General features: G+C 73.2%; 25 protein-coding genes. 14 read left to right on the top strand and 11 right to left on the bottom strand.

The annotated features are described in order from the left end of the window. Positions 1-10: 10 nt before the first annotated feature. Entirely contained in the window at positions 11-364 is a 354-nt protein-coding gene (locus ATJ97_RS20265) for an acyl-CoA carboxylase subunit epsilon (RefSeq protein ID WP_098482951.1), read from the bottom strand. Beyond that, a complete protein-coding gene (locus ATJ97_RS05960; RefSeq protein ID WP_098485266.1) occupies positions 361-1,917 on the bottom strand; it encodes an acyl-CoA carboxylase subunit beta in 1,557 nt (518 codons plus the stop codon). The genes ATJ97_RS20265 and ATJ97_RS05960 overlap by 4 nt, the downstream gene beginning before the upstream one ends. A gap of 591 nt (positions 1,918-2,508) precedes the next feature. On the opposite strand from ATJ97_RS05960, the gene ATJ97_RS05955 reads away from it, so the two are divergent. From ATJ97_RS05955 to ATJ97_RS05940, 4 genes are all read left to right on the top strand, one after another. Next, the gene (locus tag ATJ97_RS05955) at positions 2,509-3,360 is read left to right on the top strand and encodes a biotin--[acetyl-CoA-carboxylase] ligase (protein WP_098482950.1); all 852 of its coding nucleotides are present in this window, start codon (positions 2,509-2,511) and stop codon (positions 3,358-3,360) included. Positions 3,361-3,369: 9 nt separating this feature from the next. Continuing rightward, positions 3,370-4,500 (top strand): adenylate/guanylate cyclase domain-containing protein, encoded by a 1,131-nt coding sequence (locus ATJ97_RS05950; protein WP_098482949.1) that lies wholly within the window; start codon positions 3,370-3,372, stop codon positions 4,498-4,500. Between the two features lie 247 nt (positions 4,501-4,747). Continuing rightward, positions 4,748-5,434 carry a response regulator transcription factor gene (locus tag ATJ97_RS05945; protein ID WP_098482948.1) on the top strand — a complete coding sequence of 229 codons (687 nt, stop codon included), beginning with the start codon at positions 4,748-4,750 and terminating at the stop codon, positions 5,432-5,434. A gap of 6 nt (positions 5,435-5,440) precedes the next feature. Next, complete coding sequence (locus ATJ97_RS05940; protein ID WP_098482947.1) at positions 5,441-6,766, top strand: ATP-binding protein; 1,326 nt, start codon at positions 5,441-5,443, stop codon at positions 6,764-6,766. Positions 6,767-6,795: 29 nt separating this feature from the next. Here the strand turns inward: ATJ97_RS05940 and ATJ97_RS05935 are convergent, their stop codons facing one another. Beyond that, positions 6,796-7,332 (bottom strand): GtrA family protein, encoded by a 537-nt coding sequence (locus ATJ97_RS05935; RefSeq protein WP_342746866.1) that lies wholly within the window; start codon positions 7,330-7,332, stop codon positions 6,796-6,798. A 34-nt stretch (positions 7,333-7,366) separates the two neighbouring features. Here ATJ97_RS05935 and ATJ97_RS05930 point away from each other — a divergent pair, with 34 nt between their 5' ends. From ATJ97_RS05930 to ATJ97_RS05910, 5 genes are all read left to right on the top strand, one after another. Continuing rightward, entirely contained in the window at positions 7,367-8,584 is a 1,218-nt protein-coding gene (locus ATJ97_RS05930; protein WP_098482945.1) for a 5-(carboxyamino)imidazole ribonucleotide synthase, read from the top strand. 79 nt (positions 8,585-8,663) lie between these two features. Then, positions 8,664-9,191 carry a 5-(carboxyamino)imidazole ribonucleotide mutase gene (purE, locus tag ATJ97_RS05925; RefSeq protein WP_098482944.1) on the top strand — a complete coding sequence of 176 codons (528 nt, stop codon included), beginning with the start codon at positions 8,664-8,666 and terminating at the stop codon, positions 9,189-9,191. A gap of 22 nt (positions 9,192-9,213) precedes the next feature. Then, positions 9,214-10,197, top strand: coding sequence for a UDP-glucose 4-epimerase GalE (galE, locus tag ATJ97_RS05920; RefSeq protein ID WP_098482943.1), 984 nt, complete (start codon positions 9,214-9,216; stop codon positions 10,195-10,197). A gap of 224 nt (positions 10,198-10,421) precedes the next feature. After that, positions 10,422-10,772, top strand: a complete 351-nt coding sequence (locus ATJ97_RS05915; protein ID WP_245862187.1) for a WhiB family transcriptional regulator — start codon at positions 10,422-10,424, stop codon at positions 10,770-10,772. Between the two features lie 175 nt (positions 10,773-10,947). Beyond that, positions 10,948-12,111 (top strand): acyltransferase family protein, encoded by a 1,164-nt coding sequence (locus tag ATJ97_RS05910; protein WP_098482942.1) that lies wholly within the window; start codon positions 10,948-10,950, stop codon positions 12,109-12,111. A gap of 30 nt (positions 12,112-12,141) precedes the next feature. Here the strand turns inward: ATJ97_RS05910 and ATJ97_RS05905 are convergent, their stop codons facing one another. Beyond that, complete coding sequence (locus tag ATJ97_RS05905) at positions 12,142-12,561, bottom strand: CoA-binding protein (RefSeq protein ID WP_098482941.1); 420 nt, start codon at positions 12,559-12,561, stop codon at positions 12,142-12,144. 197 nt (positions 12,562-12,758) lie between these two features. Between ATJ97_RS05905 and ATJ97_RS05900 the strand changes: the two genes are divergently transcribed. Together ATJ97_RS05900 and ATJ97_RS05895 are read left to right on the top strand one after the other, a co-directional pair. After that, positions 12,759-14,753, top strand: a complete 1,995-nt coding sequence (locus ATJ97_RS05900) for a DUF6541 family protein (protein ID WP_098482940.1) — start codon at positions 12,759-12,761, stop codon at positions 14,751-14,753. A gap of 97 nt (positions 14,754-14,850) precedes the next feature. Then, on the top strand, positions 14,851-15,639 hold the full coding sequence (locus tag ATJ97_RS05895; protein WP_098482939.1) for a CAP domain-containing protein: 789 nt from the start codon (positions 14,851-14,853) through the stop codon (positions 15,637-15,639). A gap of 7 nt (positions 15,640-15,646) precedes the next feature. Here the strand turns inward: ATJ97_RS05895 and ATJ97_RS05890 are convergent, their stop codons facing one another. The 7 genes from ATJ97_RS05890 to ATJ97_RS05860 form a co-directional block, all read right to left on the bottom strand. Next, on the bottom strand, positions 15,647-16,216 hold the full coding sequence (locus ATJ97_RS05890) for a hypothetical protein (protein ID WP_098482938.1): 570 nt from the start codon (positions 16,214-16,216) through the stop codon (positions 15,647-15,649). Then, positions 16,201-16,962: a hypothetical protein gene (locus ATJ97_RS05885; RefSeq protein ID WP_143426882.1), complete on the bottom strand. Its 762-nt coding sequence runs from the start codon at positions 16,960-16,962 to the stop codon at positions 16,201-16,203. Before ATJ97_RS05885 ends, ATJ97_RS05890 begins: the two co-directional genes overlap by 16 nt. A 22-nt stretch (positions 16,963-16,984) precedes the next feature. Continuing rightward, positions 16,985-18,373: an FG-GAP-like repeat-containing protein gene (locus tag ATJ97_RS05880; protein ID WP_098482936.1), complete on the bottom strand. Its 1,389-nt coding sequence runs from the start codon at positions 18,371-18,373 to the stop codon at positions 16,985-16,987. 73 nt (positions 18,374-18,446) lie between these two features. Next, positions 18,447-19,349 carry an LCP family protein gene (locus ATJ97_RS05875; protein WP_245862184.1) on the bottom strand — a complete coding sequence of 301 codons (903 nt, stop codon included), beginning with the start codon at positions 19,347-19,349 and terminating at the stop codon, positions 18,447-18,449. Between the two features lie 499 nt (positions 19,350-19,848). Next, complete coding sequence (locus tag ATJ97_RS05870; protein ID WP_098482934.1) at positions 19,849-21,042, bottom strand: LCP family protein; 1,194 nt, start codon at positions 21,040-21,042, stop codon at positions 19,849-19,851. A gap of 127 nt (positions 21,043-21,169) precedes the next feature. Continuing rightward, positions 21,170-21,700 carry a DUF2304 domain-containing protein gene (locus tag ATJ97_RS05865; protein ID WP_098482933.1) on the bottom strand — a complete coding sequence of 177 codons (531 nt, stop codon included), beginning with the start codon at positions 21,698-21,700 and terminating at the stop codon, positions 21,170-21,172. A gap of 11 nt (positions 21,701-21,711) precedes the next feature. Beyond that, a complete protein-coding gene (locus ATJ97_RS05860) occupies positions 21,712-22,395 on the bottom strand; it encodes a glycosyltransferase family 2 protein (RefSeq protein ID WP_425432732.1) in 684 nt (227 codons plus the stop codon). Positions 22,396-22,506: 111 nt separating this feature from the next. On the opposite strand from ATJ97_RS05860, the gene ATJ97_RS05855 reads away from it, so the two are divergent. Genes ATJ97_RS05855 through ATJ97_RS05845 form a run of 3 tightly spaced genes read left to right on the top strand, consistent with a single transcriptional unit; the run spans position 22,507 to position 25,242 of the window. Beyond that, positions 22,507-23,103, top strand: coding sequence for an acyltransferase (locus ATJ97_RS05855; RefSeq protein WP_098482931.1), 597 nt, complete (start codon positions 22,507-22,509; stop codon positions 23,101-23,103). Then, positions 23,103-24,218, top strand: a complete 1,116-nt coding sequence (locus tag ATJ97_RS05850; protein ID WP_098482930.1) for a DegT/DnrJ/EryC1/StrS family aminotransferase — start codon at positions 23,103-23,105, stop codon at positions 24,216-24,218. Before ATJ97_RS05855 ends, ATJ97_RS05850 begins: the two co-directional genes overlap by 1 nt. Before the next feature lies 1 nt (position 24,219). After that, entirely contained in the window at positions 24,220-25,242 is a 1,023-nt protein-coding gene (locus ATJ97_RS05845) for a Gfo/Idh/MocA family protein (protein ID WP_098482929.1), read from the top strand. The last annotated feature ends 39 nt before the right edge of the window (positions 25,243-25,281 follow it).

Raw genomic sequence — 25,281 nt, 5'->3', positions numbered from 1 at the left:
GGGCCGCCGCTCAGGGGTGCAGCGACCAGCGCCACGCCCCCGCGCCGGGCGTGGGCGCAGCCCCGAGGACGCGCGCGCGGTCCGTCCATCGGGTGCGGACGGTCTCGGCGGCGTCGTCGGGCAGGCCGCCCAGCTCGTCGACCCGGCCCCGGGCGGCGACGATCCCGGCCACCAGCGCGGCCAGCTCGAGGTCGTCCGGGCGGCCGTGGACGACCCGGACGGCCGGGGACGTCATGAGCGGCGGACCGCCGTCCGCCGTCGTCCCGAGGGAGCCGAGCGCGGAGGCGACGACGTAGTCGTTCCCGCCGCCGGACCACTCGGCCGGCGACGGGGCGGAGGCCAGGGAGTCGTCGACCGTGGTCACAGCGGGATGTTCCCGTGCTTCTTGGCCGGCAGCGAGGCGCGCTTGGTGCGCAGCGCCCGCAGCGCCCGCACCACCTGGACCCGTGTCTCGGCCGGGGCGATGACGGCGTCGACGAAGCCTCGCTCGGCGGCCTCCCACGGGTTGACCAGCGCCTCCTCGTACTCGGCGACCAGGCGGGCCCGCTCGGCCTCGACGTCGCCGCCCTCCTCGGCGACCTTCTTCAGCGCCCCGCGCTGGAGGATGTTCACCGCGCCGCCGGAGCCCATCACGGCGATCTGCGCCGTCGGCCAGGCGAGGTTGACGTCCGCGCCGAGCTTCTTCGAGCCCATGACGATGTAGGCGCCGCCGTAGGCCTTGCGGGTGATGAGGGTGACCAGCGGGACGGTCGCCTCCGCGTACGCGTAGATCAGCTTGGCGCCGCGGCGGATGATGCCGTTCCACTCCTGGTCCGTGCCGGGCAGGAAGCCGGGCACGTCCACGAAGGTCAGGACGGGCAGGTTGAACGCGTCGCAGGTGCGCACGAACCGGGCGGCCTTCTCCGAGGCGCTGATGTCCAGGGTGCCGGCCATCTGCAGCGGCTGGTTCGCCACGATGCCGACCGGCCGGCCCTCCACGTGCCCGAACGCCGTGATCATGTTGGGGGCGTACCCGGGCTGGACCTCCAGCAGCTCGCCCTCGTCCACCACGTGCTCGATCACGGTGCGCATGTCGTAGGGCTGGTTGTCGGAGTCGGGCACGAGCGTGTCGAGCTCGAGGTCGGCGTCGGTGACCTCGAGCGCGGCGCTCGCCTCCGCCTCGGAGGTCGGCCACGACGGCGGGTCCGAGAGGTTGTTCGACGGCAGGTAGGACAGCAGGGCGCGGACGTAGTCGATCGCGTCGTCCTCGTCGGCCGCCTGGTAGTGGGCGACGCCGGAGCGCTGGTTGTGCGTGGCCGCGCCGCCGAGCTCCTCGAAGCCGACCTCCTCGCCGGTGACGGCCTTGATGACGTCCGGGCCGGTGATGAACATGTTCGAGGTGCCCTCGGCCATGACGATGAAGTCCGTCAGCGCGGGGGAGTAGACGGCGCCCCCGGCACTGGGGCCGAGGATGAGGGAGATCTGCGGGATCACCCCGGAGGCCGCGACGTTGCGCCGGAAGATCTCCGCGAACTGGGTCAGCGCCGCGACGCCCTCCTGGATGCGGGCGCCGCCGCCGTCGGAGATGCCGATGAGCGGCACGCCGGTGCGCAGCGCCAGGTCCATGACCTTGGTGATCTTCTGGCCGTGCATCTCGCCGAGCGAGCCGCCGAAGACGGTGAAGTCCTGGGAGTACACGCACACCTGGCGCCCGTCCACGGTGCCGAACCCGGTGACGACCCCGTCGCCCGGGATGCGCTTCTTCTCCAGACCGAAGTTGGTGGAGCGGTGGGTGGCGAAGGCGTCCAGCTCGGTGAACGAGCCCGGGTCGAGGAGGGCCTCGAGCCGCTCGCGGGCCGACTTCTTCCCGCGCTTCCCCTGCTTCTCGACGGCGGCCGCGGCAGGTGCGGTGATGCCGCGCTCCGTCCGGGCCGCCAGGTCGGCGAGCTTCTCCGCGGTGGTCGACGTCGGGGCCGGGCCCGCGGCGGGCCTCGGCGCCTCCGTGCTCGTCGACCCGGCGGGGGTGGCCGTCGGGGTCGCTGCCGGCGCAGAGGCCGCGGCCGCCGGCGAGAGCGTCGCCGGGGACGCCTGCGCGGACGTGGTCTCGGTGGGGGCCGGCGCCGCGGAGTCTTCGGGGGCCGTCGGCTGGTCGGGGCGCACGCGGGATTCGGTCACGTCGGCCAGAGTAGTTGTCGCATCCCCACCGCTCGCTGCGGGAGTGATGCGTGTTCGACGGGGTGGCCTTGTCGGAACTCCACAACTGGGTCGGGCTGCGGCGCACGCGATCCGCCGTCGGCGCCCGTTCCGTCAGTGGTTCTGCGCTCCGTCAGTGGTTCTGCGCTCCGTCAGTGGTTCTGCGCAGATGAAGTGTGCGTGGGACGACTGAACGTCCGCAGAAGCACTTACAGGTGCAAGGCGGGCGGGCGCGTCGGTTGCCGGGGCGGGCTGCGCGCGCCGCGCAGTCTGCAGGAGCGGGCATCCCGCCGGGCGGTGGGCGGGCGGCCGGGTGAACGGTGGTTGGCTTGTCCCGTGACCGACAGCCCCACCTTCACCCGCGTCGTCCGTGTGCCCCGCACCGGCTCGACGAACGCCGACCTGCGGGACGCTGCCGCGGCGGACCCCGACGCCTGGCCGCACCTGTCGGTCCTCGTGGCCGACCACCAGGACGCGGGACGCGGGCGCGCCGGCCGCTCGTGGGAGACGCCGCCCGGTCAGGCGCTGACCGCTTCCGTGCTGCTGCGCACAGCGGTCCCGGCCGACCGGCTCGGCTGGGTCCCGCTGCTCGCCGGTCTCGCCGTGCAGCGCGCGTGCGGGCGCCTGCTGCCTGCGGGGGTCCGCACGGGCGTGAAGTGGCCGAACGACGTCCTCGCCGTCGACGCCGGGGCGGCCGACGTCGAGGGGTGGGGGCGTGATCGCAAGGTCGCCGGGATCCTCGCCGAGGTGGTGCCCGGCGGCAGCTGGCCGAGCGCCGCGGGGGACGCGTCCGGCCACGCGGCGACCGCCGTGGTCCTCGGCATCGGGCTCAACGTCGCCCAGCGCGAGCTGCCCGTGCCCTGGGCGGCGTCGCTGCGCCTGCTCGGGGCCGACGTGGACCCGGCGACGGCGCTCGACCTCGTCGGTGAGGAGCTGGTCCCGCTCGTGCACGCGTGGGAGGCGGCGGGCGGGGACGCGGACGCCGCGGGGCTGCGGGACCAGGTCCGCGCGGTGTGCGCGACCCTCGGGCTGCCGGTGCGGGCGGAGCTCCCGGGCGGCGCCGAGCGGCACGGACGCGCCGTCGACCTCGACGCCGACGGCCGCCTCCTGATCGACACCGGCGTCGGCGTCGAGGCCGTCGCCGCGGGGGACGTCCGGCACATCCGGACCCCGCCGACGGCCCGTTAGGCTCGGGGGGTGAGCGAGGACACACGCGGTGCCGCCCCCCAGGCCAAGGGGATCGACGCGCTCCGCACCGACCCGATCGGCCTGCCGGACGGGCCACGTGCTGACGACATCGGCGAGGCGTCGGGCGGCGAGGTCTACTCCTCCACGGTCCGCGCGTCGGTCGAGCAGCTCCTCGGCGGGTCGGAGCGGTACACGGTCCGCGAGCTGGCCGAGCTGGCCGGGGTGAGCGTCGACTTCGCCCGCACGTTCTGGAAGGCGATGGGCTTCCCCAACGTCACCGACGACGCGGTGCTGTTCGGCGACAGCGACGTCAACGCGCTGCGCGTCATGGGTCAGCTCATCGACGCCGGCCGCATCGACACCAACACGGCCATCTCGCTGCTGCGGGCCCAGTCCCACACCACGGACCGCCTCGTGCTCTGGCAGACGGAGGCGCTCGCCGAGGGGGCGGCCCGCAACATGGCGCTGGACGACGTCTCCGCGCGGCTGGTGGTGCTCGACAAGCTGCCCGGCATCGTCGACGTCCTGCAGGCCCAGCTCGACTACTCGTGGCGCCGGCAGCTCGCCGCGCTCATGGTGCGCACCGAGGCGGAGGTGGCCGACAGCCGCCGCCCGGACGTGGACCCGTTCCGCATGCCGCTGCAGCGCGCGGTGGGGTTCATCGACATGGTCGCCTACACCCGCCGCTCCACCGAGCTGGGCTCGCGTGCGCTGGCCGAGCTGGTGCAGACGTTCGAGTACACCTCACGCGACGTCATCACCAGCCACGGCGCCCGCGTGGTCAAGACGATCGGCGACGCCATCCTGTACGTCGCGGACGACCTGCCGACGGGTGCGGAGGTCACCGTCCGCCTCCTCGCCGAGCTCCAGGCGCGGGAGAACATGCTGCCCGTGCGGGCCTCGGTCGTCTGGGGCGGGGTGATCTCGCGCAACGGGGACATCTTCGGCCCGACGGTGAACCTCGCGTCGCGCCTGGTCGACGTCGCACCCGCCGGCACCATCCTCCTGGACCGCTCGACGGCGGACACCTTCGCGACCCTCCCGGCGGCGGCGATGTACACGATGGTGCCGCGCGCCGTCGCCGAGCTGCAGGGACTGGGCGAGGTGACGCCGATCGAGCTCCGGCGTCGGCCCGGCTGAGGGCCGCGGGAGGCGCCCGCGGGAGGCGCCCGCGGGACCGGACCTGCAGCCCGGCCGAGTGGACGCGGACGCCTGACGGGAGCGTGCCGGCAGCCCGTCCGAGCAGCGGGGGCCCGGCCGCCGAACGGGACGAAAGGCCCGCCGGTCCGGCCGCAGGGCGTGCGCCGTCGACCCCTTGACCTGCGACGTCGTTCACAGGTGAGGGTTACTTGACCAGTTCTTGGCAATCTGCCCTACGATGACGAGCGTGACCAACGTACTGCTCGTCGAGGACGACCCCGCCATCGCTGAACCGCTCGCCCGCGCCCTCGGGCGTGAGGGCTACGAGGTCCGTCCGCACGGGACAGGACAGGCCGCGATCGACGACCTCGCGAACGGCGTGGACCTCGTCGTTCTCGACCTCGGCCTGCCCGACATGGACGGTCTGGACGTCGCGCGGCACATCCGCAACCAGGGGCTGACCCTCCCGATCCTGGTGCTCACGGCGCGCGCGGACGAGGTCGATCTGGTCGTCGGCCTCGACGCGGGCGCGGACGACTACGTCACCAAGCCGTTCCGCCTCGCCGAGCTGCTCGCGCGTGTCCGTGCGCTGCTGCGCCGGGCCGGCGGGGACATCACCGAGGAGGACGAGCTCGTCGCGCAGGACGTGCGCGTCGACGTCGCCGCGCACCGCGCGTTCCGCGGCACCCGCGAGATGCACCTGACGGCGAAGGAGTTCGAGCTCCTCCGGGTCCTGGTGCGGGAGGCGGGCTCCGTCGTCGGGCGCGAGACCCTCATGCGCGAGGTGTGGGGGACCGACCCCACCGGGTCCACGAAGACGCTCGACATGCACGTGTCCTGGCTGCGCCGCAAGCTCGGCGACGACGCCAACGACCCGAAGTACATCACCACCGTGCGGGGCATGGGCTTCCGCTTCGAGACCGCCGGGAACTAGGTTTCAGTGCGCCGTCGCGCCATCCAGATGATCGTCGTCGCCGTGACGGTGGCGGTGCTCATCCTCGGTGTCCCGATGGCCGTCTTCGGCGGGATCTTCGTCTGGGAGGCCGAGCGGGCGACCCTGGACCTGCGGGTCTCCTCGCTCGGGCGGTCCGTCGAGCGGCGGATCAACCTCGGGGAGAAGCTCGACGACTCGATGCTCGAGCCGTGGGTGGGCGGCAACGTCCAGCACGAGGCCTCGATCCTGGTGCGCGGGCCCGACGGCGGGGAGTACCGCGCCGGGCCCCCCATGGAGGGGCGCGTGCTGCAGTCGCTCCAGATCACCCCGTCCGGGGCGACGATCCGCATGTACGTCGACGCCGCCGACGTGCAGTGGCAGGTGGCCCGGGTGGTGGTGCTCATCGTCGCCGGCGCGCTGGCCGCCGAGGCCGTCGGGGTGATCGTCGCCCGGAGACAGGCGCGGAAGCTCTCCGCGCCGCTCATCTACCTCGCCGCGTCCGCCGAGCAGCTCGGCTCCGGCCAGGTGCGCCCGCGCATGAAGCCCTCGGGGGTCGAGGAGATCGACCTCGTCGCCGCCGAGCTCGCGCGCTCCTCGGACCGGATGGCCGGCCGGCTCGCCGCCGAGCGCCAGTTCGCCGCGGACGCCTCCCACCAGCTGCGCACCCCGCTGACCGCGCTGTCGATGCGGCTGGAGGAGATCCTCGCCGTCTCCGAGCAGGAGGAGGTCCGCGAGGAGGCACGTGTCTCGCTCGAGCAGCTGGAGCGCCTCACCGGCGTGGTGGAGGACCTGCTCAAGACCTCCCGGTCCTCCTCCGGCGGCACCACCGAGGCCCTCCACCTGGACGAGGTGTTCGCCCAGCAGCAGGAGGAGTGGGGTCCCAGCTTCGAGCAGGCGGGTCGCGAGCTCCTCTTCGACGACGAAGCCGGGGTCGCGGTCCTCGCCTCGCCCGGGTCCCTGGCCCAGGTGCTCGCCACGCTGATCGAGAACTCGCTGAAGTACGGCGCGGGGACGACGACGGTGCGCACGCGCGCCGCCTCCGGCACGGGCAAGGGCGTGTTCATCGACGTCGCGGACGAGGGCCCGGGCGTCAGCGACGAGCTCGCCCCGGACATCTTCACCAAGCACGTCTCCGGCGGTTCCGGCACCGGGCTCGGCCTGGCGCTCGCCAAGGACCTCGTCGCGGCCGACGGCGGTCGCCTCGAGCTGCGGCAGCGTCGCCCTCCGATCTTCACCGTCTTCCTGAACTCCCTGCCCGCGGCCCTGGACCCGGACGTGGTCCTGCCCCAGGGGGCGCTCGTCACCGTGGGGCGGCGGCGCCGGCGCAGGTAGGCAGGCAACCAGCCGCCGGCGGGCCGGGGTCAGTGCCGGTCGGCCGGCTCCGGGCGCTCCGCCGTGAAGACGAGGTACCGGTAGCAGACGTACCGGAACGCCGTGCCGAGGACGAGGCCGACCCCGTTGGCGGCGATGTTGTCCGCGAGCGGTGACGTGAACCCGAGCACGTAGTGGCTGACCGCCAGGCACCCGACCGCGATGGCCATGCCGCCGAGGTTGACCAGCACGAACATCGTCAGCTCGCGGCGCCGGGACTCTCGCCGCGTCGCCGAGAAGGTCCAGTACCGGTTGCCCAGCCAGGCCACCAGCACCGAGACAGTCACCGAGACGACCTTGGCCGTCAGCGGCTTCTCGCCCAGAACCTCACCGGGCCCGAACCGCAGGAGGTTGAACAGGCCGACGTCGACGACGAAGGCGAGGCCACCGACGGCGCAGAAGCGGACCACCTCGAGCAGCCAGGCGCCGAGGCTCTGCCCCTTGAGGAACCGCCTCACGAGGCCCGGCGCAAGGTCGGCGCCCGGGGTGTCGTGCTCCGTGGCGTTCTCGATGCCGGACCTGGTCACCGTCCCAGCGTATCCGCGGCTAGGCTCGACGATCGTGGATGCACCGGTCGTGGCAGTCGTGGGCGGGGGCCAGCTGGCCCGGATGATGCAGCAGCAGGCCATCGCGCTGGGCGTGCACCTGCGGGTGCTGGTGGAGTCACCGACGGTCGCCACCGCCCAGGTGGTCCCGGACGCCCCGGTGGGGGCCGCCTCGGACGCCTCGGCCGTGCGTGCGCTCGTCGACGGCGCGCAGGTGCTCACGTTCGAGCACGAGCACGTCCCGAACGACCTCCTGCGCGAGCTCGAGGCCGACGGCGTCCCCGTCCGCCCGGGCCCCGACGCCCTGGTCCACGCCCAGGACAAGATCGTCATGCGCACCCGGCTCACCGAGGTCGGCGCCCCCTGCCCCGCGTGGGCCGCCGTCCGCACCGAGGCCGGGCTGGCCGCCTTCGGTGACGCCACCGGCTGGCCCGTCGTCGTCAAGACGGCCCGGGGCGGCTACGACGGCAAGGGGGTGCGGGTCGTGCGCTCCGCCGTCGAGGCGGCGGACTGGCTCGAGGCGCTGGCGCCCGGCGACGCGCTGCTCGCGGAGGAGAAGGTGCCGTTCACCCGGGAGCTCGCGGTGCTCGTGGCACGCCGGCCCACGGGCGGTCCCGACGGTGCGGGCGAGGTGCGGTCCTGGCCGGTCGTCCAGACCGTGCAGCAGGACGGCGTCTGCTTCGAGGTGCTCGCCCCCGCTCCTGACCTCGACGAGGCGACGGCCGCCCGGGCCCGGGAGGTCGGCGAGCGGATCGCCGTCGGGCTCGGGGTCACCGGGGTCCTCGCCGTCGAGATGTTCGAGGTGCACCACGACGACGGCAGCTCGCGCCTCGTGGTCAACGAGCTCGCCATGCGGCCTCACAACTCGGGGCACTGGACCATCGACGGGGCCGTGACGAGCCAGTTCGAGCAGCACCTGCGCGCCGTCCTGGACTGGCCGCTCGGCGGGACCGGGGCGAGCGCGGAGCACTCCGTCATGGTGAACCTGCTCGGCTCCGCCCTGCAGGACCCGCGCACGGCCTACCCGGAGCTCATGGCCCGCTACCCCGAGGCGAAGGTGCACCTGTACGGCAAGGAGGTGCGTCCCGGCCGCAAGCTCGGGCACGTGACCGTGACAGGGCCGGACCTGGCCGAGGCACGCCGGGTTGCCCACGGTGCGGTGGCGCTGCTGCGTGGCGACGGCCTCGAGGTCGAGAGCATCACCGAGGACGACTCCGACCACGTGGACCGCTGAGGCGGTACGCACGGCGGCGCCGGTGGGAGACTGACGGCCGGGAGCCGGCGCAGGCCGGTCACGACTACAGGAGGCAGCGATGGGTGCAGCGGTCGGGATCGTCATGGGTTCGGACTCCGACTGGCCGGTCATGAAGGACGCCGCCGACGTCCTCGGCGAGTTCGACGTGGAGGTCGAGGTCGACGTCGTCTCGGCGCACCGCATGCCCACCGAGATGATCGACTACGGCCGCGAGGCGGCCGGGCGCGGGCTGCGCGTCATCGTCGCCGGCGCCGGGGGAGCGGCGCACCTGCCGGGCATGCTCGCCGCCGTCACCCCGCTGCCGGTGATCGGCGTCCCCGTCCCACTGCAGCACCTCGACGGGATGGACTCGCTCCTCTCGATCGTCCAGATGCCCGCCGGCGTGCCCGTCGCGACGGTCTCGATCGGCGGCGCCCGTAACGCCGGCCTGCTCGCCGCCCGCATCCTCGCCTCCGGCACGGACGACGACGCCGCCCGCCTGCGCGAGCAGATGGTCACCTTCCAGGAGGGGCTGCGCCAGGTCGCGAGGGAGAAGGGCGCTCGCCTGCGGGCGCAGCGTTCGAGCCGGGTGGGGTTCGGCGCCTGAGCAGCCCGTTAGGGTTGCGGCCATGAGCACCCTCGTCATCGGCGGCGCCGGCTACATCGGCGCGCACGTGGTCCGACTCCTGCTCCACCGCGGCGAGGACGTCGTCGTCGTCGACGACCTGTCCACGGGTGCGGCGGACCGGGTGGGGGAGGCCACGCTGGTCGAGCTCGACGTGGCCGCGCCGGACGCCCAGGAGAGCCTGGAGCTGGTGATGCGCGAGCGCGCGGTCACCTCGGTGATCCACTTCGCCGCCAAGAAGCAGGTGGGGGAGTCGGTGGCGCGGCCCACCTGGTACTACCGGCAGAACGTCGGTGGTCTCGCCAACGTGCTCGGCGCCATGGAGGGCACCGGGGTGGCGAACATGATCTTCTCCTCCTCCGCGGCCGTGTACGGCATGCCGCCCGTCGAGGTGGTCACGGAGACGACGGAGTGCCGCCCGATCAACCCCTACGGCGAGACCAAGCTCGTCGGCGAGTGGATGCTCGCCGACTGCGAGCGGGCCTGGGGTCTGCGCTGGGCCGGGCTGCGGTACTTCAACGTCGCAGGGGCCGGCTGGCCCGAGCTCGGCGACCCCGCCGTGCTCAACCTCGTACCCATGGTGCTCGACCGCCTCGCGAAGGGGGAGCGGCCCAAGATCTTCGGCGACGACTACCCGACGCCGGACGGTACGTGCATCCGCGACTACATCCACGTCCTCGACCTCGCCCACGCCCACCTGGCGGCCATGGACCACCTGACCTCCGACGTCCCGCTGAACGACCGCGTCCTCAACGTCGGCACCGGGACCGGGGCGTCCGTCCGTCAGGTCGTCGAGGAGATCGGCGCCGTCTCGGGCCTGGACGTCACGGCCGACGTCGAGCCACGGCGCCCGGGTGACCCGCCGCAGCTCATCGCCTCGCCGGACCTCATCCGCGACGTGCTGTCCTGGAAGGCCGAGCACGGTCTCACGGACATCATCCGCAGCGCCTGGGAGGCCTGGCAGGCGGGTCCCCGGCGCATCGGCTGACCGGACGCTCCGGAGCTGTAACCCCTCGGAACCCCGCCTCACCCTCAGGGTGGGGCGTCCGATTTCACCCGCGCCTCGCCCAGCCGACCGGGTTACGGGCGTCCGGTTTTCCGTGTGTGCTTGAGCCATGCCGTTCGGCCCGTCGTGGCAACGACGCTGACGAGCCGGCGCACCAGCTCACGGTTCGGCCGCTGACCCGGCCGGCGTGCACGAGGAGGACCAGCGTGATCGATGACCGGACGTGGGCGGGTTCCGCTGCCTGTGCGCAGACCTCACCCGACACCCTGTTCGTGCGTGGTGCCGCGCAGCGCACCGCGCGGGAGCTCTGCTTCTCCTGCCCGGTGCGCATGGCGTGCCTGGTCGAGGCACTCTCCAGCGCCACCGAGTTCGGCGTGTGGGGCGGGATGACAGAGCGGGAACGGCGCGCCCTGCTCAAGCGGTATCCCGAGGTGACCGACTGGGCCAGCTGGCTCGCCGAGCACGGGCACGAGGTCGAGACACCCTCGATGGCGGCCTCCCGTCGGCGCGTCGCGGCCATGGGCGCGCGCCGGACGGCCGAGGTACGCGCGAGCTGACGTCCAGCCGGAGCGGACGTCGGGGCGTCGACCGGTCGCAGTGTGCGCAACACCACCTCGGCACTCGCGGACCGGCCGGAGGGCGCGGGAAGGAACGGCGCGGCCGCTCCGTCGTCGTGACCAGATCGTGACCTCGGGGATGCGGAGGCACTAGGTCGCTCCTACGGTGGGGGCGATGGTCGCCACGTCAACGCCTGCCGCCCCGGCCGGGCGGAGGTCCCCGGAATCCCTCGCGCCCGAGGGTGGCACGGCACGGCCGCGCCTGTACGCCATCGACGGTCTGCGGTTCCTCGCGGCGCTCGCCGTCGTCGTGTACCACTTCGCCGCCCGGTGGTCGCAGGTGTGGGGCGCCGAGCCGGGCGAGGTCTTCCCCGAGATCGGTCCGGTCATCATCTACGGCGTGCTCGGCCCCGAGCTGTTCTTCGTCATCTCGGGGTTCGCGATCCTCATGACCGCCTGGGGGCGGGACGTCCCGCACGTCATCGCCTCCCGCGTGGCGCGCCTGTACCCGTCGTACTGGATCGCGGTCATCGCGACCTCGGTGCTGCTGCTGTGGATCTGGCCGGCCGGCAAGGACATCAGCGTGGGGGAGGCGCTGGTGAACCTCACCATGTTCCAGGAGGCCTTCGGCGTCCGGCACGTCGACGGCGTCTACTGGACGCTGTGGACCGAGCTGCGGTTCTACGGGCTCATGGTGCTGTTCGTCGCCTGGGGCATCACCCGACGGCGCCTGCTCTGGGCGTGCGCGCTCTGGCCGCTCGCCGCGCACGTGGTGTTCGAGCTGCAGGTGCCCTGGCTGCGGGTGGCGCTCATCGAGCAGTACGCCCCGTTCTTCGCGGGCGGGATGCTGATCTACCTCATGCACCGCCAGGGGCAGTCGCTGGTTCCCTGGCTCCTGGTGGCCATGAACGCCGGGCTCGCCGTGCGCAACACCGTGCCGTGGCAGATGCACTCGGTGAGCACGAACACCGTCTTCACCCCGAACCCGTGGGTGCTCGGCGTGCTGACCGTCGGCTGCTTCGCCGTCGTGGCGGTCCTGACCCTCACCCGGGTTCAACGCCTGCCGTGGGCCTGGCTCCTGCCGGTCGGCGCCCTGACCTACCCGCTCTACCTCATCCACGAGTTCTGGGGCTGGTGGGTGATCGACAACCTTGCCGGGCACGCGAACCGGTGGGTCGTCCTCGGGGCCGCCGTCGCGGTCTCGATGGTCCTCGCCTGGCTCGTCCACCAGGTGGAGAAGCGCACCGGGCCGCCGTTCCGCCGCTGGATCGACCGGACGCTGCGGCGTCGTCCCGCCCCCGTCGCCGTGGCACGCCGGAGGGCGCCGGCGACGGCCTGACCGGCCGGGCTGCGCTCCGCCGCCGTCGCGTCAGCCGATGCCCAGCGCAGGAGCCTCCATGGCGGGGCAGGTGTCCATGACGACGTCGAGGCCGGCGGTGCGGGCCCGTTCCGCCGCGGCCTCGTCCACGACCCCGAGCTGCAGCCACACCGCTCCGGCGCCGACGGCGATGGCCTCGTCGACGACGGCTCCGGCCAGCTCGGACCGCACGAAGACGTCGACGACGTCGATGCGGCCGGGCACCTCGGCCAGGGTGGCGTAGCCGGTCGCGCCGTGGACGGTCTCCGCCTTCGGGTGGACCGGCACGATCTCCATGCCGAGGTCGTCCTGGAGATACCTCGCGATGCTGTAGGCGGTACGGGCGCGGTTCTCGGACAGGCCGACGACGGCCCATCGTCCGGGCGTGGTCAGCAGGCGGCGGATGACGTCGGGCTCGTTCACGTGGGCCATGCCCTCCAGCGAACCATGCCGGGTGACGCCGCGCCGGGCCCCGCGCCAGGGCGCGCGTGGCGCGCCTGCGAGCGGAACGCCGTCTCCCGGTGCCCGCGCTGATACGTTCCATCCGTGCAGCAGACGGCTGGGACGGGAGCCGCGCCCGGACCTGCCGTTGATCGTCGGCCCCTGCCGCGGGGCGACCGGAGGTCGGCATGACCTGGGCCGGCGTGGCGCCGCCGGGCCTGCTGCTGTGGGCGGGTCTGCTCCTTCCCGGGTGGGCGTTCCTGCGTCCGCTCGGCGTCAGAGGCCTCGTGGCCCTGGGGGCCGCACCGGCGGTGAGCACGGCGCTCGCAGGCGTCCTGGGGCTGGTCTACCCGCTGGTCGGGGTCCGCTGGAACCTTCTCACGGCGGCGGCGGGCGTGTGCGGCGGGATCCTGCTCGCCGTCGCTGCGGGTCTGGTCCTCGGCACGGCGCAGCGCCGGAGCACCGACGAGCGTCACGCCCTGTGGCTCCCGCCTCCGCTGCCCTACCGCTCGGCGTGGCCGCTCCTCGGGTCGACGCTCGTCGCGTGCGTCCTGGTCGGCGGGCCGATGGCAGCGGCCATGACCACGCCGGAGTCCCCGGCACAGGCCTGGGACGCGGTGTTCCACCTCAACGCGATCGCGTCGATCCAGGACACCGGCAACGCCTCGGTCCTCGGCGGGCTCGCCCCGCTCTACGGCGGCAGGCCCACCTACTACCCGTCGGTCTGGCACGCGCTGGTCGCGGTGGCCCCCGGGTTCACATCGGTCGTCCCCGCGGCCAACACGGCGGCGCTCGTGGTGGGAGCACCGGTCTGGCTGGTCGGGATGGCCGCGTTCACCCGCGTCATGGTGCACCAGCGCGATCTTCCCGTCCTCGTGGCGCCGGTGCTGGCGGCGACCTTCGTCGCCTTTCCGGTGGTCGTGCTGACGGTCCTGGCGCAGGAGCCCATGGGGCTGAGCATGGCGCTGCTGCCGGGCGCGCTCACGGTCCTCGTCGTCGCCCTCCGCACCCGCTGGTTCTGGCCGGCGAAGGCCTCCGCGGCGCTCGCCCTGCTCGCCGCCGGTGCGGGCGTGGCACTGGCTCACGGATCCGGAGCCTTCTCGATGCTCGCCCTCGGCGGGCTTCCCGTCGCGGTGGTCCTCGCCCGGCAGGCCCGTCAGGGATGGGCTGCCGGACGCCCCCTGGCGGTGGTCGCCGGGATCACGGCGGCGGCAGGTGTCCTCGCGACCGTCGTCGTGCTGCTCGCCGCGTTCCCGGCCTTCCTCGCCACCCTGTCCTACGAGCGCGCCGGGTCGTCCAGCTACCTGCCCATCCTTGCCAAGCTCATCACGGACACCCCGCAGGTCTACTGGTACGGGATGGGGTTCGGCAACGTCGTCGTCATGGCACTGGCCCTCGCCGGGGCCGTGCTCGCCTTCCGCCACCGCCGGGGCCGCCGCCTCGTCGCCGTGCTCCTCGTCGCCGTCGCCCTGGTGCTGCTCGCGGCGGGCCCCCCGGAGAACCCGCTGCGCACGGTCACCGGGGTCTGGTACACGCAGGCCGCACGCATCGCGCCCCTCGCGGTCGTCCCCGCCGTGGTCCTCGCGTCCGGGGCGTTCGGGATGGTCGCGGACCGGCTCACCCGGCAGGTGCCGGGACGGTACCGCAAACCCGCGGCGAGGGCGGTGCCTGTTGCGCTGCTGGTGCTGGTCGTCGTCCTCACCGGTGGGGCGCGATGGGACCTGAAGTCCCGGATCACGGCGTCGGTCCACGAGCCCGGCGCGATCGCATGGGGAACGATGCTCACCAGAGGGGAGCTCGCGATGATCGAACGGCTCCCTGACCGGCTGCCCCCGGACGCCGTCGTCCTGGGCGATCCGTTCAACGGGTCCGCGTACCTGCCGGCTCTGGCGGGCGTCGACGTCGTCCTCCCGCAGCTCGGACCCGTCCCGGGTGCGGAGAGGCGACTCCTGGAGGCCTCCTTCCGGGACCTCCACGACGACCCCGCCGTGTGCGGGGCCGCTCGGGCGCTGGGTGTCACCCACGTCTACACGGACACGGCCGACGCGGAGTCCGGTGCGAAGGTCTCCGACCGGACCGCCGGGCTCCGGGACATCGACACCTCGAGCGGCTTCACCCTCGTCGACAGCGGGGGCACCGCCGCGGTCTGGCAGCTGACGGCCTGCTCCGTTACCGGACTGTGACCTTCGCCTCGCTCGGCCTGAGCGGCTTTATCGGACGGCTCGAGGCTCTCTAGCCTCGGCTGTGGTCCGATACACCGACGCGAGGAGCAGCGGACAGATGATCAAGCGAGCGGCCCTGGCCGCAGCTGGGCTGGCCGTCGGGGTCGGCGTGGCGGCCGGCGTCTCCGAGGCGGCGATCGGTCCGGTCTCGCAGATGAGCACCGCTCACGTGGTGAAGGCGGAGCCGGTGCCGACCCCGACCGAGAACCTCGCGACGGCGACCCCCGCGCCGGGGCGGGCCGGCCCGGCCCCGGCCCCGACGCCGGACGAGGTCCCGACCGCTGAGGCCACTCCCGGGCCGGCGCCCACCGCGGCGGCGGAGCCCTCCCCGGAGCCCGCCGCGGCTCCGTCCCCCGAGGCGACGACGGCGGAGCCCTCGGACGAGACCCCGGCACCTGCTCCCGCCGCACCGCCCGCCGAGGAGGAGGCGGGCAGCACGGGCGGTCTGTCCGCCGGCGCCCAGGACTCCTTCGACCAGCAGATGGTGGCGCTCATCAACGCCGAGCGCCAGGCGGCCGGCGTGGCACCGCTCCAGCTGTGGGGCGGCCTGCGTGCGGGTGCCCTCCAGCACTCCGTGTGGATGGACGGCAACGACTTCCAGCACGCTGCGGACGCCACCCTCGACGCCGACACGGCCGCCGCCGGGTGCTCCGGTGGCTGGGCCGAGAACATCTACTGGTCGTCCGACGCGGCCAGCTCGCCGGAGGCTGCGATGCGCTCGTACATGAGCTCGCCCGGGCACCGGGAGAACATCCTGAGCCCGGACGTGAGGTTCGTCGCCACCGGCACGGTCGTCACCGACGGCGGTCTGTTCAACACGCAGCGGTTCAGCGTCAGCTGCGGCTGAGGTCGGGTCAGTACGCCCAGACCAGGGTCTCCTCGCCGGCCGGGTAGCGGACCTGGCCGTGCGGGGAGGCCGCGTCCAGGACGACCTTCCCCGTCACTGTCTGGCCGGCCGGCACGAACGCCGGCAGGAGCTCCGCGTCCTCGAAGCACGACCACGACGCGTCCGTGGTCGAGACCCGCTGGAGCGCTCCGCTGGTGTCGGCGAGGTGGAACGCTCCCGGGGGAAGGTGGACCGGTTCCTCCGTGCCGTCCGAGCTGACCGTGACGTCCAGGACGACGAAGTGCCCCAGCTCCGGCTCCGCGGTGGGAACTCCCCGTCCCGGGCAGCTCTCGACAACGTCGATGTCCTGAACCGTCAGCGTGAGGGTGCCCTCCGTCCCGGACGGCAGCGAGGCGGACTCGCCCGTAGCGAGCGGCCGCTCACCCAGAGGGGCCGAAGGCGTCGGGACCGGGCCCGGAGAGCCTGATCCGGTGGGCGTGGGCGCGGGCGCGGGGCCGGCGGAGCAGCCGGCCACGAGCGCGGCGACCGTGGCGACGGCCGCGACGGTCCCGCGGACCGTCGTCAGCCGAACGGCCATTCCCAGCCGCCCGTCCCGTCCGGGTCGTAGACGACCGTGCCGCTGGCGGTGCGTGAGTCGAGCACGACCTTCCCGGCCACCGACTCGCCCGGTTCCACGAACGGTGGTGCCAGTGCGTCGTCGTCGAAGCACGCCCATGCCGAGCCGGAGACGACCGTGTCCTGCACCGTGCCGTCGGGGCCGACGATCTGGAACGCCTCCGGCATGAGCGGCAGGAAGGTGTCGGTGCCGGGAGGGACCTCGTGGGCCATCTGTGCGGCCATGTGCGCGCGGAGGTCGACCGTCACGAAGTGGCCGTGCTCCGGCACAGGGGTCACGCCGCGACCAGGGCACGTGCGTGAGACGTCCACGTCGAGCACGGTGAGCTCGAACAGCGTGGCCGCCGACCCTGCGGCGCTCAGCTCAGCCCCGTCACCGATCTCCTTGACCACGTGCCCTCGCTCGGAGAGCTCCTCCGGGGCGCCGGAAGCCGCCGTTGCGGGTGCCGGGGGCGCCGGCGAGGTCGCCGCTGCCGTCGGAGCGGCGTCGTCGCCCGGGCTCGTCGCCAGATCGGGCGACGGTGCGGTGGCGTCCGGCGTCGGAGCCGCGGTCTCCGGCGTGGTGGCGCCGGACGCCGTGGTCGCCGCCGGGTCCACGACCGCGTCGCCGGCGCCGTCGCGTACGGTTTGCGCGCTCGCGAGAGTGCCGGCTCCCGCGCCGAGCGCGACCAACGTCGCGGCGGTGAGGGCAGCTGCCCTGGTGCGCATCATCTCTCCTTCTCCGCTGGGATCATCGCCGGAGGAAGTCGCCGGAGGAGATGATCGTCCCGTTCGACCGCAGGTAGCTCGACATCCTGGGCGACGTCACGTAGACCCACGACGACACGCCGTCGCGGTCTGTCATGAGGGTCCGGACGTACGTCTGCGAGTCCGCAGGCTGTGCCGGGTCGTAGCGCTCGTACCTGTCGAGGCGCGCGATGGTGTCGTTGTAGAGGTCCGCACGCAGGTGCATGCGTTCACCCAGGATGCCGGTCGCGTTCGCCGCGTTCGGTACCGCGTACGGGTAGGAGGTCCCGCGGACCATGTACAGGTCGAGCCGAGGGGTGCGGGTGTACGCCTCGGCGACCGTTCGGCCCGTGAGGAGGTAGTGCCCGGACTGCCCGCTGCGCAGCGTCCCGTAGACGAACACCGACGGTTTCGTGACGGGCACGGACGACCCCGGCGAGGACGAGGCCCGACCGCCCGGCAGCCCGACGATGGTGTCGACGGCGCCCCAGTTCCACCCGATCTGGGTCGAGCCGCTGTGGAAGCCGCCGCGGCCGTTGCCGCGGTAGAGGTAGAGGGTGTTGGTGGCGGCGTGGCGGGCGATGAGGTCGGGGACGCCGTCGCCGGTGAAGTCGCCGGGGGAGATGATGGTGTCGACGGCGCCCCAGTTCCACCCGATCTGGGTGGAGCTGGTCTGGAAGCCGCCGCGGCCGTTGCCGCGGTAGAGGTAGAGGGTGTTGGTGGCGGCGTGGCGGGCGATGAGGTCGGGGACGCCGTCGCCGGTGAAGTCGCCGGGGGAGATGATGGTGTCGACGGCGCCCCAGTTCCACCCGATCTGGGTGGAGCTGGTCTGGAAGCCGCCGCGGCCGTTGCCGCGGTAGAGGTAGAGGGTGTTGGTGGCGGCGTGGCGGGCGATGAGGTCGGGGACGCCGTCGCCGGTGAAGTCGCCGGGGGAGATGATGGTGTCGACGGCGCCCCAGTTCCACCCGATCTGGGTGGAGCTGGTCTGGAAGCCGCCGCGGCCGTTGCCCCGGTAGAGGTAGAGGGTCTTGCTCGTGCCGTGGCGGGCGATGAGGTCGGGGACGCCGTCGCCGCTGAAGTCACCGGGGGAGACGATGGTGTCGACGGCGCCCCAGTTCCACCCGATCTGGGTGGAGCCGGTCTGGAAGCCGCCGCGGCCGTTGCCCCGGTAGAGGTAGAGGGACTTGCTCGTGCCGTGGCGGGCGACGACGTCCGGCAGACCGTCGCCGGAGAAGTCCTGCGACGTGCTCACCGCCCCTGCGCGGACCGACGTCGACGGCAGCGGACCGGGGCCGGACGGTGCGGCGGCGCCCGGGGCTGCGGTCAGCGCCGACAGCGCCGTCGCCAGGGCGGCGGCCAGGGCCCACCGTCGGGCCTGCGGTCTGGCTGACACGGCGAAAACATCCCGCGCCGGGCCGAAAAGGTCAACGACCCGACCCGGCGTGGCGTGCCCGGGGACCGGGGACCTAACGCGGTGCAGTCTCCACGTCCGACGGCGTCAGCTCGCCGTCCCGCAGCTTCTGGAAGAACTGGGGGGCCCGCTGCTCGTCGAGCAGGACGGTCGAGCCGATGCCGCCGGGCCGGTAGTCGTAGTCGGCGACCGGCGGCGCGCCCATCACACCGTCCGGGCCTGTGGCACTGCGGAAGGCGAGTGCGAGCCGGGCCAGGTCGACGATCCCGGTGTCCGTGTCGGTGACCAGAGCACCCGTCCCCGCCTCGACGAGCTGGACGTGGTCGACCGGGTTGAGGACGGTGCCAGGCGTGGCGATCTCCTTCATCACCGCACCGATCACCTGCCGCTGCCGCTCCGCGCGCCCGAGGTCGCCGTTGGGGTCCGAGTAGCGCATCCGGGCGAAGGCCAGGGCGGTAGGGCCGTCGGCCGTGTGGCACCCGGCGGTCCAGCGCAGCCCGCTGAACTGGTCGTCCACGTCGTAGTCGAGGCACAGCTCCACCCCGCCCACCGCGTCGACGACGTTCTGCACACCGCCCATCCCGATCTCGACGTAGTGGTCGACCGTCAGGCCGGTGAGCTGCTCGACCGTCTCGGTGAGCAGGGTCGGACCGCCGATGGAGTAGGAGGCGTTGAGCTTGTCCATGCCGTGACCGGGGATGTCCACAAGGGTGTCGCGCGGCAGGGACACCAGTGCGGCGGGACCTGAGCTGGGTACCTGCAGCACCATGATCGTGTCCGAGCGCTGGCCCTCGGTCGCGTCTGCGACGGTGCCGTCTGCCCGCGAGTCCGAGCCCGCGAGGAGGTAGGTCGTTCCCGGGGTGTTCGGTGCGCCCGTCAGCGCCTCGGTGTGCTGGATCTTCGTGTCCGCCCAGATCAGCAGGCCGATGGGCCACGCGAGGAGCAGAACCGCCAGCACGGCCACCGCGGTCAGGCCGGGGCGGCGCCGCCGCCGGCGGGCGACCGGGGCGGTGGGGGCAGCGCGTCGCGGAGCAGGAGCGGTCCGCGGGCCCGGCGGTCTCGCAGGGCCGCCCGCAGTGGCTGGACGCCGCTGCTCGGGCCCTCCGCCGGGCGGGTACGACGGCGGGGCCGACCCGGGCGGCGGCGCGGCGGCGGACGACGGCTGCGGGCGCACCGATCTGCGCCGCACCGGTTCTGGAGCCGGGGCGGGCCGGTCGCGCTGCGGCCGGACGCTGCGTCGGGGATGGACCGGTTCGGACGCCGACTGGCCAGCACCGACCGGGCGTGCGCTGCGCGGGTCGGGCCGCCGGCCGCCGGAGACCGGACGGAAGCTGGGTGGCGGCTTCCTCGGCTCGTCCTCGCTCATGCCTCTCCGTGCTCCGCTCGTCCGGTCGCGGCGATCCGCTGTCACCCGCGCGGACGCCAGCGTAGCCCTGGACGTCGAGCGCGGGGTGCCGTCACTTGGTGCACACCGGAACGGTGGGTTCGGGGGAGGGTGCCGCCGTGACCACGCCGTCGTCGGTGGCGTCCTCGCTCGGCGTGGGCGTGGGCGTGGGCGTGGACGTCGGCCCGTCCGAGGGCTTCGCCGTGGGCGCCTCACCCGTTCCGGTCAGCGTGGCGTCGATGGGCCGGTCAGCCTTGAGGTTCTCCCACATCTTCTCGGCGGCCGGCGAGGGGACGACGCGGGCGCCGGCCGGCTCGAACGGCATGGTCGCGAAGCTGATCGCTCCCGGTTCGAGGCCGCGCAAGGAGTTCGCGAGCCCCGCCATGGTGGGCAGGCCTCCGATGTAGGGGCCGGTGGTGAGGGTCGACGTGGCGGCGTCGAGGAACCGGTAGAGCGCGGGCAGGTCCGTGAGGAGGTTCTTGCTCAGCGCCTCACGGGCGATGGCGGCCACTAGCTGCTGCTGCCGGCCGATGCGCGAGATGTCCGAGCCGTCGTCGACCGTCTTGCGCGCCCGGGCGTACCCGAGGGCCTCCTGACCGTCGAGGACCTGGCAGCCCGCGGCGAGCTTGAGCTGGGCGTACGGGTCGTCGATCTGCTTGTCGATGTAGAGCGGTACGCCGTCGAGCGCCTGGACGACGTTCTTGAAGCCCGCGAAGTCCACGACGACGAAGTCGTCGATGTAGACGCCGGTCAGGTCCTCGACGGTCCGGATGGTGCAGGCCGCCGCAGCACCCACGTCGCCGGTCTGGCCGCCGGTCTGGAACGCCGAGTTGAACATGACGTCGTTCTGGGGCGACGTCGTCCTGCCGTCGGGAAGCTTGCACGCCGGTACGTCGACCAGGGTGTCCCGCGGGATCGAGACCACCTCGACCCGGGACCGGTCGGCGGAGACGTGGGCGATCATCGTGGTGTCCGAACGCATGCCGGCCACCTCGCCGGCCGCCCCCGCGCCGTCCACGTCGCTCTCTCCCTCCCGGATGTCGGACCCCATCACGAGGAGGTTGATCGGCTGTCCGGCCTTGGAGTCGATGGGCTCGGGCGATGCGACGGTGGAGGGGCGGTCGTCGCCGAGAAGGTTGTCGATGTCGTGCCGGCCGATGTTCCCCTGGAGCTCGCTGTACGCGAACGTGACGCCGGAGCCGAGGAAGAGCATGGCCGCCAGGGCTCCCGCACCGGCACGGCGGCGCACGCGGTGGCTGTCCAGCACCCTGGCGTGCCGAGGCGACCTGAGCGGTTCCTCCGTCACGGCCCGCGTCAGGGACGCCCGTGGCCCGCGCGTGTTGGCATGTCTCGGCACGATCACCGATCCTACGGGGCGACCGGCATTGTCCGCGTCAGGGCGCCACGGTGCCAGACGAGCCGGTCGTGGCGTTCCGGCCGGTGCCCAGCTCGCGGCGAGTCTGACGGTCCGGGGCAGGGCCGGCCTCGCGGGCGCTGCCGGCGTCGGGCCGGGGCGCGGCACCGTCGGCGGCGGGCGCCGGGCGGGCTGCCGCGGGCGCCGAGGGGTCGTCGAGCGTCGAGGTGCGGTCCTCCTGGACGGCCAGGGCCGCCTCCGCGAGGGCCACCTTGCGGGCGAGCACGGTGATCCGCCGGTTGAGCAGCGACGTCGTCCGGTACGTCGTCGCGAGGGAGCTGAGGAAGGCGATGACGAGCGCGTAGAGCAGCAGGTCTGCGCCGCGGCCGACGCCGAGGAGCCTGGCCAGCCACGTCAGCCAGCTCGGGAAGAGCACGGACAGCGCTGCGAGGACCACGAAGCCCACGAGGAGCAGGCGACGGACCGCCTGGTGACGTGCACCCGCGGTGGAGCGCGTCAGGAGCACGGTGATGACCGCGATCGCCACCAGCAGGATGATCTGGATCAGCACGATGCCCCCATCTAGTTGAACACCAGGTCCACGAGGATGTTCACGGAGTTCAGCAGCGACTGCCCCTTGCCCCGGGAGTAGTCCGTGTACAGCACGTGCACGGGGTACTCCGCCCACGGCAGACCCGTACGGCCGAGGTTCAGGACGATCTCGGTGGCGTGCGCCATCCGGTTCTGCTGCAGGTCGAGCTTCGACGCGGCGTCCCGGCGGATCACCCGCAGACCGTTGTGCGCGTCGGTCAGCCGTAGTCCGGTGGACTGGTTGGTGACCCACACCGCCGTCCTCAGCACCAGCCGCTTGAGCAGCCCGGGGCGGGTGCGCTCGTCGAGGAAGCGTGAGCCGAAGACGATGGCGAGGTCGTCCCGTCGAGCGACCTCGACCATCGCCGCGGCGTCCTCGACCTGGTGCTGGCCGTCGGCGTCGAAGGTCACGAGGTACTCGGCGTCCGTCTGCTCCAGCACGTAACGCATGCCGGTCTGGAGCGCGGCGCCCTGCCCCAGGTTGAACGGGTGGTGGACGACGACGGCGCCCGCGGCGGCCGCGGCTGCCGCCGAGCCGTCGGTCGAGCCGTCGTCGACGCAGACGACGTGCGGGAACCGGGTGCGGGCGGCGGCCACGACGTCGCCGATCACAGCGGCCTCGTTGTACAGGGGGACGACGAGCCACGCGTCGGTCACGGGGGACTCGGTGGTCATGGGCGTCATTCTCTCAGCCGTTCGTCCCGGGCTCGTCCGGCACGCCTGGGATACCGTTCCCCCGACCCGCCGCGGTACCGACGCGGCCCGAGAAAGAAGAAGGATGCCTTCATGGCAGCACGCATCGTGGAGAGTGCGGACGTCTCGCCGGACGCCGAGATCGGTGAGGGTTCGTCGGTGTGGCACCTGGCGCAGGTGCGCGAGGGCGCGGTCCTGGGTGAGGGCTGCGTCGTCGGCCGGGGGGCGTACATCGGCACGGGCGTGCGGATGGGACGGCACTGCAAGGTGCAGAACTATGCGTTGGTGTACGAGCCGGCCGTGCTCGGTGACGGGGTGTTCATCGGTCCGGCGGTGGTGCTGACCAACGACACTTTCCCGCGGGCGGTGAACCCGGACGGGTCGCTGAAGTCCGCGCAGGACTGGGAGCCGGTCGGCGTGACGGTCGAGGAGGGGGCGTCGATCGGGGCGCGGGCGGTCTGCGTCGCGCCGGTGACGATCGGGGCCTGGGCCACGGTCGCGGCCGGCGCCGTGGTGACCCGGGACGTCCCGGCGCACGCGCTGGTGGCCGGGGTGCCGGCCCGCCGGATCGGCTGGGTCGGTTCGGCCGGCGTGCCGCTGGTGCGCGAGGATGAGAAGTGGCGGTGCCCGGCCACGGGGGCCGTGTACGAGGAGTTCGAGGACACGATCAGAGAGGTACGGGGCGCCTGATGAGCCTGGAGATGATTCCCGCGGCGAGGCCGATCATCGGCGAGGACGAGCGGGTCGCGGTGGACCGGGTGCTCGCCTCCGGGATGGTGGCCCAGGGGCCGGAGGTGAAGGCCTTCGAGGCCGAGTTCGCCCAGCACCTGGTCCAGGGCCGGGAGTGCGTGGCGGTGAACTCGGGCACCTCGGGGCTGCACCTGGGGCTGCTCGCGGCCGGGATCGGCCCGGGCGACGAGGTCATCGTCCCCTCGTTCACGTTCGCCGCGACCGGGAACTCGGTGGCCCTGACGGGGGCCACGCCGGTGTTCGCGGACATCGAGCCGGACTTCTTCTGCCTGGACCCGGCCTCGGTGCGCGCGTCGGTGACCGAACGCACCAGGGCGATCATGCCGGTGCACCTGTACGGCCACCCGGCGAACATGCCCGCCCTGCAGGAGATCGCCGACGAGCACGATCTGATGGTCTTCGAGGACGCGGCCCAGGCCCACGGCGCCTCCCTGGGGGGTCAGATGGTGGGTTCGTTCGGCACGTTCGGGATGTTCTCGCTGTACCCGACGAAGAACATGACCTCCGGGGAGGGCGGGATGGTCTCCTGCGCCGACGGGGAGATCGCCCGGCGGGTGCGGCTGCTGCGCAACCAGGGCATGGAGCGCCAGTACGCGAATGAGCTGGTGGGGCTGAACAACCGGATGACGGACATCCACGCCGCGATCGGCCGGGTCCAGCTGACCAAGGTCGACGCCTGGACCAGGCAGCGGCAGGACAACGCCGCCTTCCTGAACGCCCACCTCGAGGGGGTCACGACGCCGCCGGTCGCCGAGGGCGCGGTGCACGTGTACCACCAGTACACGATCCGCATCCCCGGCGCGGCCGGGGCGGAGCGGGACCGGGTCGTCACGGCGCTGCGCGAGGAGCACGGCGTGGGGTCCGGGGTGTACTACCCGATCCCGAACCACCGCCTGGAGTCCCTGGCCCCCTACGCCCCGGGGCTGGAGCTGCCCGAGACGGAGCGGGCGGCCGCGGAGGTCATCTCCCTGCCCGTCCACCCCTCCCTCACCCCCGAGCACCTCGAGCGCATCGTCACCGCGGTCAACACCGTCGTGGTGAAGGCAGGAGCCTGACATGACCCAGAGCGAGAGCACGCCGCAGCGCCCGGCGCTGCGGATGGGGCTGATCGGGCTGGGGTCGATGGGCCGCCACCACGCCCGGGTGATCCGCGAGACCCCCGGCATGGACCTCGTCGCGGTCGCCGACCCGGGCGGGGACAAGTTCGGCGTGGCCCGTGACCTGCCCGTCCTGCCCGACGTGCACGCCCTCATCGACGCCGGCCTGGACGCGGCGATGGTCGCGGTGCCGACGATCTACCACGAGGACGTCGCCCTGGCCCTCGCAGAGGCGGGGGTGCACACCATGGTGGAGAAGCCCATCGCCCACACCGCCGAGGCCGGGCAGCGGGTCGCCGACGCCTTCGCGGCCGCCGGCCTGGTCGGCGCCGTCGGCTACGTCGAGCGGTGCAACCCGGCCCTGCTGGAGATGCGCCGCCGGATCGCCGACGGCGAGCTCGGCGAGGTCTACCAGATCGCCACCTCCCGCCAGGGCCCCTTCCCCGGCCGCATCAGCGACGTCGGAGTCGTCAAGGACCTCGCCACCCACGACGTGGACCTGACCGCCTGGCTCGCCCAGTCCCCCTACGAGTCCGTCTCCGCGCAGGTCACCCACCGCTCCGGGCGCGAGCACGAGGACATGGTCGTCGCCGTGGGCCGCCTGGCGAACGGGATCATCGTCAACCACATGGTCAACTGGCTCTCCCCCCGCAAGGAGCGCCAGACCGTCGTCACCGGCGAGAAGGGCGCCCTCGTCGCGGACACCGTCGCCGGGGACCTGACCTTCTACGCCAACGGCACCGTGGCGACCCAGTGGGACGCCGTCGCCACCTTCCGCGGCGTCTCCGAGGGCGACTCGATCCGCTACGCCATCAACAAGCGCGAACCCCTGCGCGTGGAGCAGGAGAACTTCCGCGACACCATCCACGGCACCAACACCCCCACCACCACCGCCGTGTCCATGGCCGAGGGCGTCCACACCCTCACCGTCGTCGAAGCCCTCCTCGACTCCGCGCGCGAGGCCAACGCCGTCCGGGTGTGACGTCGTCGGGCCCCAGCTGACGGCGCCGGTCCTCGGTGT

Source organism: Georgenia soli, assembly GCF_002563695.1.
GTDB classification, from domain to species: Bacteria; Actinomycetota; Actinomycetes; order Actinomycetales; family Actinomycetaceae; genus Georgenia; species Georgenia soli.
This window is presented reverse-complemented; position numbering and strand designations above follow the sequence as displayed.